We start from the raw sequence: 17,348 nt of genomic DNA, 5'->3' as shown, positions 1-17,348 counted from the left end.
CATTGAAACATCATTTAGAAATGAATAGACATATCGGAATAATGATTAACGATAATACAGGAATTAACCATTTTTTTAATACTTGCTCTGCTTTCGTTATATTTTTTTGAGAATAATTGATTGTAAGATGAACAATCACATTCATGACAAGCATAAGCAGCGGCATTCCAAAAATAACCATATTTTTACTTACATAATGATCAGCGGCACCTGTAGCATTCCAATGAATAGGCATTTGTTCCGGCAAATCACTATATAAAACAATCGCTAATATCATTGGCACTAAACAAACGAAAGAGCTCATGATACACGTTACATCTATTTTCTTTTTCATCATCTTTCCTCCATTCCACCATCACCTTTAATACTTAATAAAAAAATAGTAGGATTACGCCATTATTCGTCAGAATTTTTAGATTTTAATCGTTAAAATTCACTCAGTGAATCTTTCCTTTCTCCCCACTGAGCATTATTATTTAAATATATAATTCATTTAATAATTGACCAATATACGAATACTCGCTTATACTCCCATTTCTTTTTTATAAGCGAAATAAGAATATAACATCGTAATCACCACTCCGCCTAGAACAACCGTTAATATAATAGCAGTTCTCCATGAAGTTGGCATAGCAATACTTATCATCATAATAAGACCTAATACAACAAATACCTTCCCACTAAAACGATGTGTTTTCCGCCAAACTTCTTCATTACTTAACGTCCATGGAGTACGAATTCCCACAAAGAAATTTGGTTTACACTGTGGTAAATAGTTACCAATTAGTAAAAACAAAATACCGACAATCAATTCTGGGACACGATTAATGAAAAGATTATATCCTAGTCCATTTGCGATGATACCTATATTCCCTATAAATAAGACAACTAACACCCCATTATTTATCATCATAAGGCCTTTAGGAAACTTCTTATAATTCTCTTTTTTTGGATCAATCTTTTGTATGATGTTCAAGAATATATATAATCCAATCATGATACCAACCATGGACAGCATCCCAGATGATTTCGATGAAAATCCATCTGCACCGTTACCGCTAAAATGCGTTGCAATTGTATCTGGCAAATACGGCCATGAAATCGCCCACGCTCCACAAGTTATAAGAATTAATATAATTGCAAAAAGATGCTTCTTCATTCCCCTTCTCCCCCTTTATTCGTAAACGTAAATACCCATGTTAATAAATCTTGAAACACAGTCGTGTTTAAGGAATACACAACAAATTGCCCTCTTTTTTCATCTTGAATGAGTTCCGCATTTTTGAGCGCATTTAAATGATGCGAAATACTTGGCTTTGTCATATTGAAGTGCTCGGCAATTTCACCTGCTGTTAAATCGCCTTCTTTTAATAAGTCTAAAATCTTTCGCCTTGTTGGATCTGCTAATGCTTTAAATGCTTGGTTCAATGTCTTTCTTCCCTTCACTAATTAGACATTTAGATATTTATCTAAATGTTAAATTAAAAGCGATGAATTGTCAATTATATCCACACCTCTTTTTACTTTTCCACTTTTGACCTATACTGTTTACTAGCCCATATTTCAACATAATGAAAAGACAAGAAACACATGGTACACTATAGCTACAATTGTTTTTAGGAGGAATAACTATGTATAAAGTTTTAATCGTTGAAGACGATCCAAATATTTCATCTTTACTACAATCTCACATTCAAAAATACGGCTACGAAGCTGTTGTTGCTGATAACTTTGATGATATTATGGATTCTTTTAATAGAGTGAAACCACACCTTGTATTACTTGATGTCAACTTACCGAAATTCGATGGTTTCTACTGGTGCCGTCAAATTCGTCATGAATCGACTTGTCCGATTATTTTCATTTCTGCTCGTGCAGGTGAAATGGAACAAATTATGGCGATTGAGAGTGGCGCGGATGATTATATTACGAAGCCATTCCACTACGATGTTGTCATGGCAAAAATTAAAGGGCAATTGCGCCGCATTTACGGTGACTATGCTCCAAATATTTCAGAACGTATTGTAGAAGTAGAAGGTTTGAAGTTATATCCCGAACGCCCAGAGATTCATTTTGAAGCGCAGCAAGTTTTACTAACAAAAAAAGAAGCAATCTTGGCGGAAATGTTATTATCAAAACATCCTCGTACAGCAAGCCGTGAAGATTTATTAGCTGCACTTTGGGATGATGAAAGCTTCGTGGAAGAAAATACATTAAACGTAAACATTACACGTCTTCGTAAGAAATTTAATGAACTTGGTATTGATAATGCAATTGAAACAGTACGAGGACTCGGGTATCGTTTTAACGCAACTTGGAGTGAATAAAGATGAAGTTATTTTTGCGTGATCATTTTGCATTTTTCCTATTATATGCATTAAACTTCGGTATCATTTTTATTCTATATGATGCTGTAGATGGATTCCAAAACAACAAATTTTACTTTATTGTATTAAGTTTATATTTGTTTATTTGCTTCCTTGCTTATCGCTATGTTCGTAACCGCAGAATGTACCATAGGTTAAGTGAGTCGCCAGAAAAAATGGAAGATGTGTTTATTGAAAGAGCAACTGCACCTATGCCGCATAGTGTAAACGAACTTGTTCGTACGCAGTATCATCTATTTCAAAAAGAATTGCAAACATATGAAGTAAAACAACAAGAACATCAATTATTTATTAACCATTGGGTACATCAAATGAAAACACCCGTTTCTGTTATGCAACTTATGGTACTAGAAATGGAAGATGAACATCTCATTCCTAAGTTTAAGAAAGAGCTAGAAAGATTAAACCAAGGACTAGATATGGCCTTATATATGGCAAGGCTTAATAACTTCCATGAAGACTTCCATGTCGAAACCATTTCACTAAAAGATGCTGTAACAAAAAATATCAATGGTCTAAAAGAACTGTTTATTCGCAATGGTGTTTTCCCTGTTTTAGACGTTCATTCTGACTTAAAGGTTGCTTCTGATGCCAAATGGCTCAAATTTATTATTTATCAGTTAATGACAAATGCCGTTCGCTATTCTGGGGAGCGTGGTAAGAAAGTTTTCTTATCAGCTTATCAAAACGGCAAAGATATTATTTTAGAAGTTCGTGATGAAGGTGTTGGTATTCCACAGGAAGATATTAGAAGAGTCTTCGAACCATTTTATACTGGGAAAAATGGACGTACTTTTGGCGAATCGACCGGTATGGGACTTTATATTGTAAGCAAAATTTGTTCTTATTTAGGTCATTCTGTGAAACTAGACTCTGAAGTGGGAAAAGGAACAAGTATTAAAATTATCTTCCATAACGCTGTTACTCATCAAACAGATGACGTAGAAAAGGTGATCTAAGAATGAACATACACAAATTTAGCAAAATGTATGAGGACTCCTTCTCATACATTTTTTGCAACATGACTCAAACTATATCTTCTATTTGGAGGTATACAGCATGACATTTTGGCAGTTTGCATTCAAAAATGTAACACGAAACGCAAGGGCCTATTTTGCCTATTTTGTAAGTAGTGCGTTTTCCATTGCTATTTTCTTTTCGTTTGCGGTGTATTTATTTCATCCTCGATTACAAAATTCTAATACAATTGATGCAATTGAAGCGTTAATGATTGTTTCAGAAATAGTCATTGTGTTTTTCTCCTTTTTCTTTCTATTTTATTCCATCGGTACCTTCTTAAAGGTTCGTAAAAAACAATTTGGGATATTAACTATTTTAGGAATATCGAGAAAGCAATTAAAACGGCTTGTTTTCATGGAAAACATGTTAATCGGGATATTATCTATTTTCTTTGGTATTCAGTTTGGATTTGTCTTTTCACAATTTTTCTTACTTGTCACAGCCAAAATTACACACGCACCAGGGTTATATTTATATTGTCCAACCGGAGCGATCATTTTAACGACGACAATCTTCCTTGTTCTCTTTATCATTGTCTCTGCTTTCACGCCTATACTCATTCGAACAAGAAAAGCAGTACGGCTTTTAAAGGAAGGCAATATAAAACAGAAAGACCGAAAACCATCTATCTTGATTTCCCTGTTTGGTTTTATCTGTTTATTATCTGGTTATATACTAGCCGGCAATCCAAAATATTTTCTATCACTCGGTGCTGATATCGGAACTTTATACCTTGTTTCTAGTATTTTCGTTATTCCGTCACTCGTTGCGATTGGAACCTATCTTTTCTTTTCGCAAATTAGTTTCCTACTAATTCGTATACTGAAGAAACGAAGAAAGTTTTATATGAAACGAATTAATATGTTATGGATTTCTGATTTAGCAAATCGGATTCGGACAAATATTAATATGCTATTTATTGTCGCAATGCTATCGACTCTTGCCTTTACGATGATTACATTCATCTATGGATTTGGGAAGTTTATGAAATTCGATGTCACAAACAACACACCCTTTCCGTTCACCTATCTCTCATACGATGCCAATCCATTTGACACGCAACATATAGACTGGTTAGAAAAACGTTTGAGTGACGAACAGTTCTCATATGAAAAGTTCAAAACAGACATATATGCCGTTTCATTACAAAAGGATGAGAGCAATCCCTATGGCAGAGGAGCATATGTATTAAAAGAGAGTGACTATAATAAACTTGCGACTGCTCTGCATGTTAAACCCCTTTATGTAGAAGGATATGACACATATGTACTACCTGGCCATGGCTATCAAAACATATTAGCTCCCATGCAAGATAAGTTTAAACAACAAAGCATTACACTTTCTCAATCTCCCATTACATTTCATGTAAAAGGTTATGAGAATTTCAGCGTCATACCAACTAGCTTAACATCACAGTTACTTATTTTATCCGATAATACAGTACATAACTTAGCAGATCAGATGAAACATATGACACTGTATAACTTTAAAGTGCAAGATTGGGAAAAGACACATATAATCGCCAAAGAGTACATTCATAAATTAACGACAGACCGGAAAACGATCTCGTCTGAAGAGCCTTTATTTATTGGGGAAGAAGCGAGTAATATGCTATATGAAACGAAATTAGGTGCTGCTTCCTTCTTCTTAATAGGTACATTCCTTGGCGTCATATTCTTCATCGGAGCTGGAAGTGTTCTGTACTTCCGAATGTATACCGATTTAACAAACGAACAAGAAAAATATATTACCATTACGAAAATTGGTTTGACGGAGTCTGAGATGAAGCAATCGGCAACCATTCAGCTTGCAATCTTATTCTTTGTTCCATATATAATGGCCTCGATTCACACAATGTTTGCTGCAAAAATGTTGCAAGAGCTCATGGCTCTATCGTTATTTACTGAGGTTACAGTTGTTCTTACGATTTTTGGAACGGTTGAAATTCTCTTTTTCTTGTTAATTCGTTCGCTCTATATGCAAAAATTATCACGACACATTAAGTTTTAACACATAGAAAGGTGAGTTTTTATGGAAGAAGTATTACACATAAAAAACGTATCTAAAGTGTATGAGGGCAAAGTCCCTCATACCGCTTTAAAAAATATTAATTTACATGTCGATAAAGGGGAATTTGTTGCGATTATGGGGCCTTCAGGAAGCGGTAAATCCACTTTCTTAAATGTCATTTCAACGATCGATTCTCCTACTGCTGGTGAAGTGTTTATTAATGGCAAACAACCCCACACATTCAGAAGAGAAAAACTAGCGGTTTTCCGCCGTCAAGAATTAGGATTCGTCTTTCAAAACTTCAACTTATTAGATACATTAACAATCGGTGAAAATATCGTATTACCATTAACATTAGATAATGTTTCTTTAAAAGAAATGGATGAAAAACTTGATCATATTTCAAAAAAACTTGGCATTGATCATATTTTAAATAAGCGAATTTTTGAGGTGTCTGGTGGACAAGCACAGCGTACCGCAGTAGCCCGCGCTGTCATTCATAATCCATCCCTTTTGCTTGCTGATGAACCGACCGGAAATTTAGATTCGAAAGCAGCAATTGATGTAATGGAGCTTTTTACAAAGTTAAATACAGAAGAACAAGCAACCATTTTAATGGTAACACATGACCCATTTGCAGCGAGTTATTGCAACCGCATCATTTTTATTAAAGATGGTAAGCTTTATAATGAATTACACCGCGGATTATCTCGTGAGAAGTTCTACCAAGAAATATTAGATGTATTAGCGTTATTAGGCGGGCGACGCAGATGACATTTTGGCAATTTGCATATAAGAACGTCATGCGCAATTCTAAAGCATATTTTGCCTATTTTGTAAGCAGTTCCTTTTCGATTATGGTTTTCTTCTCGCTTACTGTATACTCGTACCATCCACATTTACAGACTTTACAGGAACAAGGACCTTTAATGAATTTAATCGGAATGGCCCAATTTGTCATCGTCATGTTCTCATTTTTTTTCTTACTGTATTCGATTGGAACATTTTTAAATGTACGTAAAAAACAGTTTGGTATTTTAACCGTTCTCGGTATTTCCAAAAAACAATTAAGACGACTTGTATTTACCGAGAATATGATCATTGGATTATTAGCCATTTTTGCTGGCATTCAAGCTGGTCTCGTGTTTTCTAACTTTTTTCTATTAGTTACATCAAAATTAACAGGTGCAACAGGTCTTTATTTATATTGGCCAACAAAGGCGATTATCGTAACAACGTTAACTTTTATTGTTCTATTTCTGATTGTTGCTACATTTACACCTATGTTCGTTCGTACACGTAAAACGGTGCGTTTCATAAAAGGAGATCCGAAACGAAAAAAAGAAAAACGACCTTCTTATATCATTTCTCTTTTTGCTTTAGCTTGTTTAGGATTATGCTACTACATTGCTGGGTATCCACAAGGGTATGTCACGAAAGAAAATATAGAAGATGGCTCTATCGTTTTCATTCTGTTATCCATTTTACCGCTTGTGACAATCGGAACTTATTTATTCTTTTCACAAACATTTCTTCTATTTATTGTTATTGTAAAAAAGCGAAGAAAATTTTACATGAAGCAAATAAATATGTTATGGATTTCAGATTTAACCGCACGCACTCGGGGCAATATTAATATGCTGTTTATTGTTACGATGTTATCTGCACTTGCTTTCACCATTATTACACCTGTCTTTGCGACAAATAATTATACAAAAGCAGCTATTTTAGAACGGTATCCAGTTCCGTTCACCTATATATCTCAGTCTGGGAATGGATTCGAACAAAAGCATATCACCAAAATCGAACAAGAACTTACCAATTATCAATTTCAATATAAAAAATATAAGTTTATCGTTTTAAAAGATAGGACGCTCGAGCAAGACATCACTATTATGAAAATAAGTGATTATAATATGTTAGCGAAACTGTTGAAAAAACCAGAAATTCAGTTGAATAAGAATGAAGTATATAGCATCTCTAAATATTCGCCAACATTATTAAATTTAATAACCAATCCATTCGCAAAACAGCAAACCATTACTTTAGAATCTAACAAAAAAGAATTTCGTATGAAGGGCTTCTTAAAACATGGTGTAGAACCACAATTCGCCCTCCCTGATACCATTGTGATGCAAGATGCCGTTGTTGATAACATGATTCCGCATATTGAAACGATTACTATCTATAACTATTTCGTTGAAAATTGGGAAGATACGCTGATTCCTACAAAAAACATGGTGAATCAAATCCATGCAGATAGGGATTCTCTATATAAAAATGCTAGTAGCGAAGCCCAAGATTCTGTAACGATTCCATTCTCTATTTTTACAGCGAGTGATAATTTAGCATACGACAAAAAAAGTAATGTCTCTAGTTTCTTTATCGGGACTTTCCTTGGCATCATCATTTTTATTGGAGCAGCAAGCGTTTTATATTTCCGTATGTATAATGATTTAACAAGGGAAGAAGAAAAATATATTACCATTACAAAGATTGGTTTAACAGAATCAGAAATGTTTCGTTCTGCAACAATCCAATTGGCGATTTTATTTTTTGTGCCTTACATCATCGCCATGGTCCATACAATATTTGCGATTCAATTTTTACAAAGCATATTTGCCATTTCCCTATTCAAAGAATTATTATTCATACTCACTTTATTTGGAATAATCGAGATCACTTTCTTTTTCTTCATTCGGTCTCTCTATATCAAAAAATTATCACAACACATCAAGCTGTGAAATACAATAAAATAGCCTTGTGCATATGCACAAGGCTATTTTCAATAGTTTTTAACTGTTAGCAGCACTGTCCACCGTAACCGCCGCCGCCATAATGACAATAACCGCCACCATAGCCGCCTCCACCGAAGCAGCTAGCACCGATGATGATCAATAAAATAAATAATACAATTAGAAGCGCAAAACCGCCGCCACAGCCACCGTAGCCGCCGCCTCCACCACCACAGCTGTGGTGTCTTCCGTGTTCGTGATCGCAACGTTCACACATTTTTTTCTTCCTCCTTTAGTGTCATTCATAACATCAAGGGGATCCTATCATGTTCTAAATGAGTGGATTCCATTTATATTATGTTTACAGGAGAAATCGGGAGCTTGTTTTCGAAAAAAACGGGCTTGTTTAGCGAAAAGATACAATCTGGTTTTTCGTAATTTCTTCTAATCTTTCCCGGTTTATGCTATATCCAAATCCCGCCTTCTGTGGAACAATTATTTTCCCGCCTTGCAGCGTTACTTCTGGCTCAATAATGTCGCACTCCCAGTGTCTATTCGAAGCTGATATATCACCTGGAATTGTAAAATTCGGAAGTGATGCTAATGCAATATTTTGTGCACGTGAAATTCCCATTTCCACCATACCACCGCACCAAACCGGAATGCCGTGCTCCTGACAATAGTCATGAATACAAATCGATTCAGTTAATCCACCAACACGTCCTGGTTTAATATTTACAATGCGGCAACTTCCGAGTGTAACCGCTACTCTTGCATCTTCTAAGCTATGAATGCTTTCATCCAAACAAATCGGTGTCTCTATTTGTTTTTGGAGCTTAGCGTGATCAAGAAAATCGTTATCCGCTAGCGGCTGTTCAATCATCATTAACTGAAACTCATCTATCCTTTTTAATCGCTCCGTATCCGCCAACGTATACGCTGAATTTGCATCGGCCATTAATGGAATTTTGGGAAATGCTCTTCGAATTTCCTTCAAGAGCTCATAATCAAGTTCCGGTTTCATTTTCACTTTAAATCGCTGATACCCTTCTTCTGCATACATTTCAATTTGTTTTAACATATTTGGAATCGTATCTAATCCAATCACGACACCAACTTTAATTTCTGGCTGCGAGCCTCCAAGTAAAGCTGCTAGCGACTTGTTTTGACGTTTCGCATACAAATCCCATACCGCACCTTCTATTCCCGCTTTCGCCATACTGTTACGCTTTATGTGCTGGAACAGATGAGGAATTTCTTTCGGATGCGCAACTTCCGCTTTCAATAAGTCGGGTAATAAAAAATCCTTAAGCATATGAAGTGCTGTCGTTACCGTTTCTTCTGTATACCACGGCTCTGAGAAAGCAACAACTTCACCAAAACCAATATATCCATCCGTATCCTCTAGCTCAATGACAATACTTTCACGCGTCTTATACGTTCCATAGCTTGCTGCGAATGGAATCACAAGTGGCATTTCCGTTACATAAAGCGTCGCCTTTTTAAATTCCATCTACATTTCCTCCAGCAACTGCCTTAGTTCCCGTCTTAACAATTTTTTCGAAGCATTACGTGGTAACTCGTGTAAGAAATACACTTTTTTCGGTACTTTATACTTCGCTAACTTTTCTTCACAAAAGCGAATCATTTCTTCTTCTGTGACATGACCTATTTTTACGATAAATGCAGCTGGTACTTGTCCCCACTGTTCATCCGCTCTTCCAACAACACCAGCTTCTGCTACTAACGGATGTGCAAGCAATACTTCTTCAATTTGCGCTGGATAAATATTTTCTCCGCCCGAAATAATTAAATCACTGCGTCGATCTAATACATATAGAAAACCTTCTTCATCCAAATACCCAAGGTCCCCAGTATGAAGCCAGCCATTTACTATTGTTTCACGTGTTGCGTCTTCACGCTTAAAGTAGCCATGTGTCACATTCGGTCCTTTGACAACAATTTCTCCTTCCACATTCGGCGGCACAACCTTACCGTCCTTCTCAATCCGAAGCCTGCATGGGAAAAGAGGTTTTCCTGCTGAACCGACTTTCGTTAACATATAGTCAGCCGATAGCGTACAAATTTGTGAAGCGGTCTCCGTCATTCCATACGTTTGATACACAGGAATTCCTTTCGCTACGCATGTTTCTAAAAGCGGCCTTGGTGCTGGTCCTCCGCCTAATAACATGCAGCGTAAAGAACTCGGATATGTTTCCTCCCCAAGTCTTTCTAATAAATCTGTTAGCATCTTAGAAACGACAGATATGATTGTTACACCTCGGCTTTTTATCGCCTCATGAATAAAATCAGGATCATATTTCGGTACGAGTAAAATGCGCATACCATACATAACATTTTTCATTAAAAGAGATAAGCCGCCTACATGAAACATCGGCATACAAGCTAACCAACAATCGTCATCACGAAGTCCTAAATTCAGTGATGAACCAACCGCACTCGCCCAGTGATTACCATATGTTAAAATAACCCCTTTCGGCTTTCCAGTTGTTCCGGATGTATAGATAATTGTCATCGGTTCTGCTAAGGAGAATTCCTCTTGAACAATTGCAGTTTGCTTTTTGCCATTCACTACCTCTTCAAATACATATACTGGCACCTGTTCTGCCTTAAATTCTTGGTCCGTTATTAAGCAAACAACTTCAGCATCCTCCATTTGCCAAAGTAGCTCTTCTCTTGAAAGACGTGTATTTAAAAGTACAGTTACTGCCCCTATATAAGATAAGGCGTGAATCACCGTAATCATCTCAGTACCATTTTTCATCAGAACAGCCACTTTTTGACCTTTTTCTACTTGTAAATAAGCGAGATGTTCACAAACACTCCCTACTTTTTCATGCAGTTCTAAAAAAGTAATTGTTTCTTCCTTTGTTTCAATTGCAATGCGCTCTGGCGTTAAAAAAGCTCGTTGCATTAACCAATTTGGCATCGTCTCCATTATGTAGTCTCCTTTCATGAAAGAAAGAGACTTGATGTAGAATCAAGTCTCTTTTTTGCTTCCGCTTTTGATCAAGGGAAACGAGGGAACTGACCGAAGTCTGGGCGGCGTTTTTCTTTGAACGCGTCGCGTCCTTCTTTTGCTTCGTCTGTTGTGTAGTACAATAACGTTGCGTCTCCCGCTAGTTGCTGGATACCAGCTAAACCGTCTGTATCTGCATTGAATGCAGCTTTTAAGAAACGAAGTGCCATTGGGCTGTTTGCTAAGATTTCTTCTGCCCATTGTACTGTTTCTGCTTCAAGTTGTTCTAATGGTACAACTGTATTTACTAAGCCCATATCAAGTGCTTCTTGTGCACTATATTGACGGCATAGGTACCAAATTTCACGTGCTTTCTTATGACCTACCATACGAGCTAAATAACCAGCTCCGTACCCGCCATCAAAGCTACCTACTTTAGGACCAGTTTGTCCAAATACAGCGTTGTCTGCTGCGATTGTTAAGTCACATACGATATGAAGTACGTGTCCTCCTCCAATTGCATAACCTGCTACCATTGCGATAACTGGTTTCGGAATCGCGCGAATTAAACGTTGTAAGTCTAATACGTTTAAGCGTGGGATTTGATCGTCACCTACATATCCACCATGACCGCGAACTTTTTGGTCGCCGCCAGAACAGAATGCACGTCCACCTTCACCAGTTAAAATGATAACGCCAACATTTGCATCATCACGTGCGTGTGCAAATGCATCGATTAACTCCATTACCGTTTTCGGACGGAATGCGTTATGTACTTCAGGGCGGTTAATCGAAATTTTTGCGATACCATTGTATGTAGAATAAATAATATCTTCGTAATTGCCTTCTTTTACCCATTCAATAGCCATTACTCTTACCTCCTTTTTATTTGTGCTAATGATGATCCACTAGCCTCTCTATAAGTGAAACTTTCTTCAAGTAGATAAAGTTTCACTGTATGGTTTTAAGAAATCCCTCTACTATTGTACCAAACTTTTGCGGTTGTTCCACATGAATTGCATGGCCCGCCCCATCAATTTTAACAAATTTCGCGTGCGGGATCCGTTTTTGTATACGTTTTAAGATGTGAAAGAACTTTTGATCACTCTCTCCGTTCATTAACAAAACAGGTATTTTAAGCTCTTCCAGCTGATTCCACCATGAAGGCTGAGTCCCTGTCCCCATACCTCTCAGACTATTTGCAAGTCCTCTTGGATGATTCGCAAGTCGCTCGTTTCTGACTGCCTCCTGTACATCCCGCGGCAACCTTTTTTGCGTTGCAAACAGCGGTATGTTTTCCCATTTGTTCACAAAAGCCTCGATTCCTTCTAATTCAATTCGGTCGGCAAGTTGCTCATCGCGCGTGCGGCGTTCTTTACGGTCTGTCTCCCTCTCAAGTCCAGCTGTACAGTTCTCTAATAAGAGAGACCTCACACTGTTTGGATATAAACATGCCATCGTAATCGCCAGTCTTCCGCCCATTGAATAGCCGAGTATATGTGCTGTTTCAATATGTAGATAATCAAGTAGTGTCATCATTTGAAGTGCCACATTTTGAATATCATAATGTATAAGTTCTTTTGGGCTTTCCGTTTTTCCGTGCCCAACAAGATCAACTGTGATGACTTTAAACTGCTTACTCCATGAAGGAATAAACGTACGCCACGTTTCCATACTTCCCGTAAAACCATGAAGAAGTAGAAGTGGTTCCCCGCTTCCTACTACCTCATATTCATACGTTACACCTTTTAACGTTACTTCCATTCCGCGTCACCTTGCAAAATTTCTGTAGCCATTTTTGATGTACTTGCCCATAATTCACGATGAAGCTTTAAGTTTTCTTCACGATTCGTACAAATTTCTACAACGTGCAATCCTTTTTCAGTCGTTCCCTTTTGTACTTCTTCACGAAATGCTTCCCAGCCATTTACACGTGCGAATGAACCACCATACATGTTTACAACATGTTCATAATCCAGTCCAAGTGGTGTTCCGAATAAGGATTCAAAATGTTCTTTTGACTCATATTGCGGTAAGAATGAGAAAATACCACCACCATCATTATTTACAACAACAATCGTCACGTTTAAATCATGTAATTTTGCAGCTAAAAGACCATTTAAATCATGATAAAATGATAAATCACCAATGACTAATACAAGCGGCTCGTAAACCGTGCTTGCGCCTAGTGCTGTTGAAATAATACCATCAATGCCATTCACACCTCGGTTTGCCATAACATGGATGTTTTGATCTGTGTTAAAGAAAAATGTATCTGTATCACGAATAGGCATACTGTTGCTAGCAAATAACGTGGCATCTTCTGGTAATACACGCACAATATCCGTAATCACTTTCCCTTCAAATGCAGTCTCATATGTTTCGATTTCACGAAGCTTTTTCTTTGTTTCATCGTTTATATGTTTCCACATTGTGAACCAATCATTCTTTCCTCTTGCCTCTATTTTCTCTATCAACACTTTACAAAAATCGACATCACTTGCACATACAACTTCCGTTACTACAAGAGCTGGATCTCTCCACTTTCCTGATTCATCAATAACGATATGAACAGCAGTCTTTTGTTTTTTTATATATTGCGTCAATGCTTTCGATACAGGCATCCCGCCAAAACGAATGATAACTTCTGGCTTCCACGTATCCTTTACCAATTCATTGCGTAAAAATGTGTCGTAGCAATCGATTACCATCGATTTATCATGACTTCCTGCACGAAGACCTGAAAGCGGATCTGCTAAAATTGGATATCCGGTGATAGCAGCAAACTTCGTAATTGCTTCAGCAATCTCTGGATGCGTATCATCCCCACAAACAATAAGCCCCTTTTCCATGCTCAAAAGGCGCTCTGTAAGAGAACTTACATATTCACTCTTCATCGTCATGTTTCCTTGATGAACTGCCCCTGTATATTCGCCACGACCTTTTCCCCATAAATCCTCTAAAGAGAAATCAGGAATTAGCGGTTCCCGCAGCGGAAAGTTAATATGGACAGGTCCCATTGGCGCAAGCGACGCAGTTGCAATCGCACGCCCAGCTGTCATACGGGCATAATGATACATAGGCTCTCTCGCTTCTGGCAGGGCCATCTCCATAAACTGTTTCACAAAAGATCCATATAAATTTAATTGATTCATCGCTTGCGGTGCCCCAACATCTCTTAGTTCATGTGGTCTATCTGCTGTTAAGACAAGCAGCGGCACACGTGAATGAAAAGCTTCACAAATTGCTGGATAGTAGTTTGCTGCAGCTGTTCCTGATGTACATAAAATCGCTACAGGACGCTGCTTCGCTTTCGCAATACCGAGTGCGAAGAAGGCAGCTGATCGTTCATCTACATGTAAATACGTTTTCATTTGTTCATGTTGTTCCATTAGTAAAGCTAGCGGCGTTGACCGTGAGCCTGGACTAATGACAACATCACATACATTTAGACGCGCCAGTTCGTCCACAAACGCGCCTAAATAATAGGATAATGCTTCTATATGATTATTCATTTCATTAATTCCTCCAAAGCACCAAGCATCGGTCTAAACTTCAAACTGGTTTCTTCATATTCAAGTTGCGGAACAGAATCAATCACAATGCCACAACCGGCAAATAAAGATGCCTTATCGCCATTTAATAATCCGCAGCGTAAGGCTACCGCAAATTCACCGTTCCCTTTATCATCTATCCAGCCGATTGGTGCTCCGTATAAACCACGGTCTAATAACTCTACATCACGAATCATCTTCATCGCCGCGTGGCGAGGCGTACCGCCAAGTGCTGGTGTTGGATGCAGTTCTTCCACCATCGAAAGAAGTGATGCATCACCTTTCGCTTCAACCGGTGTATATAGATGTAGTAAATTTTTTGTTGTTAATAATCCAGGTTGCTGCGGGATATTAACAGACTCGCAATGCTCATTTAATACGCCTCGAATCATATTTACTACATAACCGTGCTCTGCTAAATTCTTTTCATCATGAAGAAGTGCATCGCCATTTCGCTTACTTTCCTCTATAGAATTACCATGACCAATCGAACCAGCAAGGCACATCGATGTGAATTTTTCGCCTTCTTTTCGAATTAATCTCTCAGGCGTTGCTCCTAAGAAGCAGGCCCTTTTATAATCAAAGGCAAATACGTAACAATCTGGCTGCCCCATACGGAGTGCCTCTAGCACACGAGCAGAATCAATATGTTGATTCATCACTAGTTTGAGCTCTCTTGCTAATACAACCTTGTGCAAGCTTCCTTTTTTCATTTCATCCTGTACTTTTACAATGGCATTCAGCCAGCCCTTTGGATCAACTTCCACTTTAGAAATTACTGTCAATCCCCCGTCTGTATGCGACCCATTATATTCTTGTAAAATTCTTTCTTCCAAAGAAACAATTTCTTCATAAACTGTCTGTGCAGAATCTTCCGCTGTAACAAATGTATTAATCGTTAACCATGCTTTTTCGTTTTTAACTGTTAAAAGAAATGACGGTAACGACAATGTTGTATCTTTAAATTCTTTCCAAAGATCTGTTTTTTCTTTTTCCGGATCAAATGAAAAGCCACCAAATAAAAGTGGTCCCGTACCAAATTCATATGCTTCTCTTTGAACAATTGCATTCTCCTGCACTTTACTCCACTCTTCACGGGCAGTTTGAAAGCGATTGTTAGAAGAGGTTGCTATAGTGAAAACAGAGCCAATTCCAGCAAAAATAACTTGCTGGGCTGGATCTGCAAAATAACATCTATTTTCAAATGCCACCCTTTTTCCTGCTGCATAAAAAAGAAGCGGATCCATCCAATCTATTTGTTTTACAAAACTAACCAATATTTTTTCATCAGTTGCAGATTCAATCGCTGCAGTAAGTACTTCTTGTAAATCTTTTTGTTTCGTCTGAATCACAGAATCTCCCCCCTATGGGCGAAAAATAGTCATAAATACGCTTGATTTTAAGATACACCTCAAACGAAAGCCCTGTCAACGTTTAGCATTTCTGAGAAAATCACCTTCTCTTCCTAGAAAATAAACGTTGACACTAAATGATGCTTTTCCTACACTTAATTGTGTACAATACGTGACAAAGGAGGATTCAACATGGAAATGAAAGTCGAAACGAATTCCCCTCCTATGGCGCCAAAGCCTAGTAAGCAAACGGGCTGGCGCATTTGGTGGAATTTATTACGTCCTCATACATTAACAGCAGCGTTTGTTCCTGTTTTTATCGGAACAGCTTATGCAATGGAAGTCGGAGGTATTAATCAAATACATCTCCCTCTGTTCTTTATCATGCTTCTCGCTTGTCTTCTCATTCAAGCGGCAACAAACATGTTTAATGAGTACTTTGATTATAAAAGAGGATTAGATCATGAAGGTTCAGTTGGTATCGGCGGTGCAATTGTCCGCGATGGCATTCAGCCAAAAACAGTACTAAACTTAGCATTTGGATTTTTCGGTATCTCGATGCTATTAGGTGTTTATATTTGTATGAACTCTAGCTGGTGGCTTGCTGCAATCGGTCTTGTTTGCATGGCTGTTGCCTACCTTTATACAGGCGGCCCCCTTCCAATTGCCTATACACCATTTGGAGAATTAACAGCAGGATTATTTATGGGTGTTATTATTATTGGTATTTCTTTCTTCATTCAAACTGGAACGGTAACATCAGAAATTATTTTAGTATCTATTCCAAATTCAATTTTAATTGGGGCTATTTTACTTTCTAACAACATTCGCGATTTAGATGGAGACAAAGAAAACGGTCGTAACACGTTAGCAATTATTGTTGGACGTGAAAATGCAATTGGTGTCCTTGCCTCTATGTTTATCGTTTCCTACATTTGGACGATTGCTCTCATCCTTGTCGGAATCGTATCTCCATGGATGCTCATTGTCTTCCTAAGTGCACCAAAAGCATTCAAAGCGACAAAAGGATTTATCGGCAAAAGCATTCCGATAGAGATGGCACCTGCGATGGTTGCAACTGCAAAAACAAATACAATCTTTGGATTTTTAATGGGAATCGGCCTATTACTTGGATATTTCCTATAAGAAAAGGAGCTGCTAGGCAGCTCTTTTTTTCATGTTCAAAAATATATTAGCTGTAACTCCAAATATATCAGCGATTTTTCAAATATATCGATCATTTCTTCTCATATATCGACGATTCGACACAACATATCGACCGCTCGACATGTAACGACACCGCGCTCCCC

At 37.7% G+C, this 17,348-nt stretch carries 16 protein-coding genes; 6 read left to right on the top strand and 10 right to left on the bottom strand.

Translation table 11 applies throughout. The features are described 5' to 3' along the window. Positions 1–10: 10 nt before the first annotated feature. From ACX5JI_RS24205 to ACX5JI_RS24195, 3 genes are all read right to left on the bottom strand, one after another. On the bottom strand, positions 11–334 hold the full coding sequence (locus ACX5JI_RS24205) for a DUF1648 domain-containing protein (RefSeq protein WP_459503518.1): 324 nt from the start codon (positions 332–334) through the stop codon (positions 11–13). Between the two features lie 189 nt (positions 335–523). Then, the gene (locus ACX5JI_RS24200) at positions 524–1,159 is read right to left on the bottom strand and encodes an SdpI family protein (RefSeq protein WP_459503517.1); all 636 of its coding nucleotides are present in this window, start codon (positions 1,157–1,159) and stop codon (positions 524–526) included. Then, positions 1,156–1,428 carry an autorepressor SdpR family transcription factor gene (locus ACX5JI_RS24195; protein WP_459503516.1) on the bottom strand — a complete coding sequence of 91 codons (273 nt, stop codon included), beginning with the start codon at positions 1,426–1,428 and terminating at the stop codon, positions 1,156–1,158. Before ACX5JI_RS24195 ends, ACX5JI_RS24200 begins: the two co-directional genes overlap by 4 nt. A gap of 203 nt (positions 1,429–1,631) precedes the next feature. Here ACX5JI_RS24195 and ACX5JI_RS24190 point away from each other — a divergent pair, with 203 nt between their 5' ends. The 5 genes from ACX5JI_RS24190 to ACX5JI_RS24170 all read left to right on the top strand — a co-directional run bounded on the left by ACX5JI_RS24190 (position 1,632) and on the right by ACX5JI_RS24170 (position 8,161). Continuing rightward, positions 1,632–2,327, top strand: a complete 696-nt coding sequence (locus ACX5JI_RS24190; RefSeq protein ID WP_459503515.1) for a response regulator transcription factor — start codon at positions 1,632–1,634, stop codon at positions 2,325–2,327. Between the two features lie 2 nt (positions 2,328–2,329). Next, positions 2,330–3,346 carry a sensor histidine kinase gene (locus tag ACX5JI_RS24185; protein WP_459503514.1) on the top strand — a complete coding sequence of 339 codons (1,017 nt, stop codon included), beginning with the start codon at positions 2,330–2,332 and terminating at the stop codon, positions 3,344–3,346. Between the two features lie 100 nt (positions 3,347–3,446). Continuing rightward, entirely contained in the window at positions 3,447–5,417 is a 1,971-nt protein-coding gene (locus ACX5JI_RS24180; RefSeq protein ID WP_459503513.1) for an FtsX-like permease family protein, read from the top strand. A gap of 21 nt (positions 5,418–5,438) precedes the next feature. Next, a complete protein-coding gene (locus ACX5JI_RS24175) occupies positions 5,439–6,191 on the top strand; it encodes an ABC transporter ATP-binding protein (protein WP_459503512.1) in 753 nt (250 codons plus the stop codon). Then, positions 6,188–8,161 carry an FtsX-like permease family protein gene (locus ACX5JI_RS24170; RefSeq protein ID WP_459503511.1) on the top strand — a complete coding sequence of 658 codons (1,974 nt, stop codon included), beginning with the start codon at positions 6,188–6,190 and terminating at the stop codon, positions 8,159–8,161. The genes ACX5JI_RS24175 and ACX5JI_RS24170 overlap by 4 nt, the downstream gene beginning before the upstream one ends. A gap of 58 nt (positions 8,162–8,219) precedes the next feature. Here the strand turns inward: ACX5JI_RS24170 and ACX5JI_RS24165 are convergent, their stop codons facing one another. From ACX5JI_RS24165 to ACX5JI_RS24135, 7 genes are all read right to left on the bottom strand, one after another. Further along, the gene (locus ACX5JI_RS24165) at positions 8,220–8,429 is read right to left on the bottom strand and encodes a YjcZ family sporulation protein (RefSeq protein WP_459503510.1); all 210 of its coding nucleotides are present in this window, start codon (positions 8,427–8,429) and stop codon (positions 8,220–8,222) included. Between the two features lie 129 nt (positions 8,430–8,558). After that, positions 8,559–9,665, bottom strand: coding sequence for an o-succinylbenzoate synthase (menC, locus tag ACX5JI_RS24160; RefSeq protein WP_459503509.1), 1,107 nt, complete (start codon positions 9,663–9,665; stop codon positions 8,559–8,561). Continuing rightward, on the bottom strand, positions 9,666–11,111 hold the full coding sequence (locus tag ACX5JI_RS24155) for an o-succinylbenzoate--CoA ligase (RefSeq protein ID WP_459503508.1): 1,446 nt from the start codon (positions 11,109–11,111) through the stop codon (positions 9,666–9,668). It lies immediately after the preceding gene. Positions 11,112–11,182: 71 nt separating this feature from the next. Further along, positions 11,183–12,001: a 1,4-dihydroxy-2-naphthoyl-CoA synthase gene (gene menB / locus ACX5JI_RS24150; RefSeq protein WP_000963880.1), complete on the bottom strand. Its 819-nt coding sequence runs from the start codon at positions 11,999–12,001 to the stop codon at positions 11,183–11,185. Between the two features lie 82 nt (positions 12,002–12,083). Beyond that, positions 12,084–12,896, bottom strand: coding sequence for a 2-succinyl-6-hydroxy-2,4-cyclohexadiene-1-carboxylate synthase (gene menH, locus ACX5JI_RS24145; RefSeq protein WP_459503507.1), 813 nt, complete (start codon positions 12,894–12,896; stop codon positions 12,084–12,086). Beyond that, positions 12,887–14,647, bottom strand: coding sequence for a 2-succinyl-5-enolpyruvyl-6-hydroxy-3-cyclohexene-1-carboxylic-acid synthase (gene menD / locus ACX5JI_RS24140; protein WP_459503506.1), 1,761 nt, complete (start codon positions 14,645–14,647; stop codon positions 12,887–12,889). Before menD ends, menH begins: the two co-directional genes overlap by 10 nt. Then, a complete protein-coding gene (locus tag ACX5JI_RS24135; protein ID WP_459503505.1) occupies positions 14,644–16,038 on the bottom strand; it encodes an isochorismate synthase in 1,395 nt (464 codons plus the stop codon). The genes menD and ACX5JI_RS24135 overlap by 4 nt, the downstream gene beginning before the upstream one ends. Before the next feature lie 192 nt (positions 16,039–16,230). Here ACX5JI_RS24135 and ACX5JI_RS24130 point away from each other — a divergent pair, with 192 nt between their 5' ends. Beyond that, positions 16,231–17,184, top strand: coding sequence for a 1,4-dihydroxy-2-naphthoate polyprenyltransferase (locus ACX5JI_RS24130; RefSeq protein WP_459503504.1), 954 nt, complete (start codon positions 16,231–16,233; stop codon positions 17,182–17,184). Positions 17,185–17,348: the final 164 nt, after the last annotated feature.

The sequence above is a fragment of the Bacillus sp. C1 genome (assembly GCF_054570475.1).
This window is presented reverse-complemented; position numbering and strand designations above follow the sequence as displayed.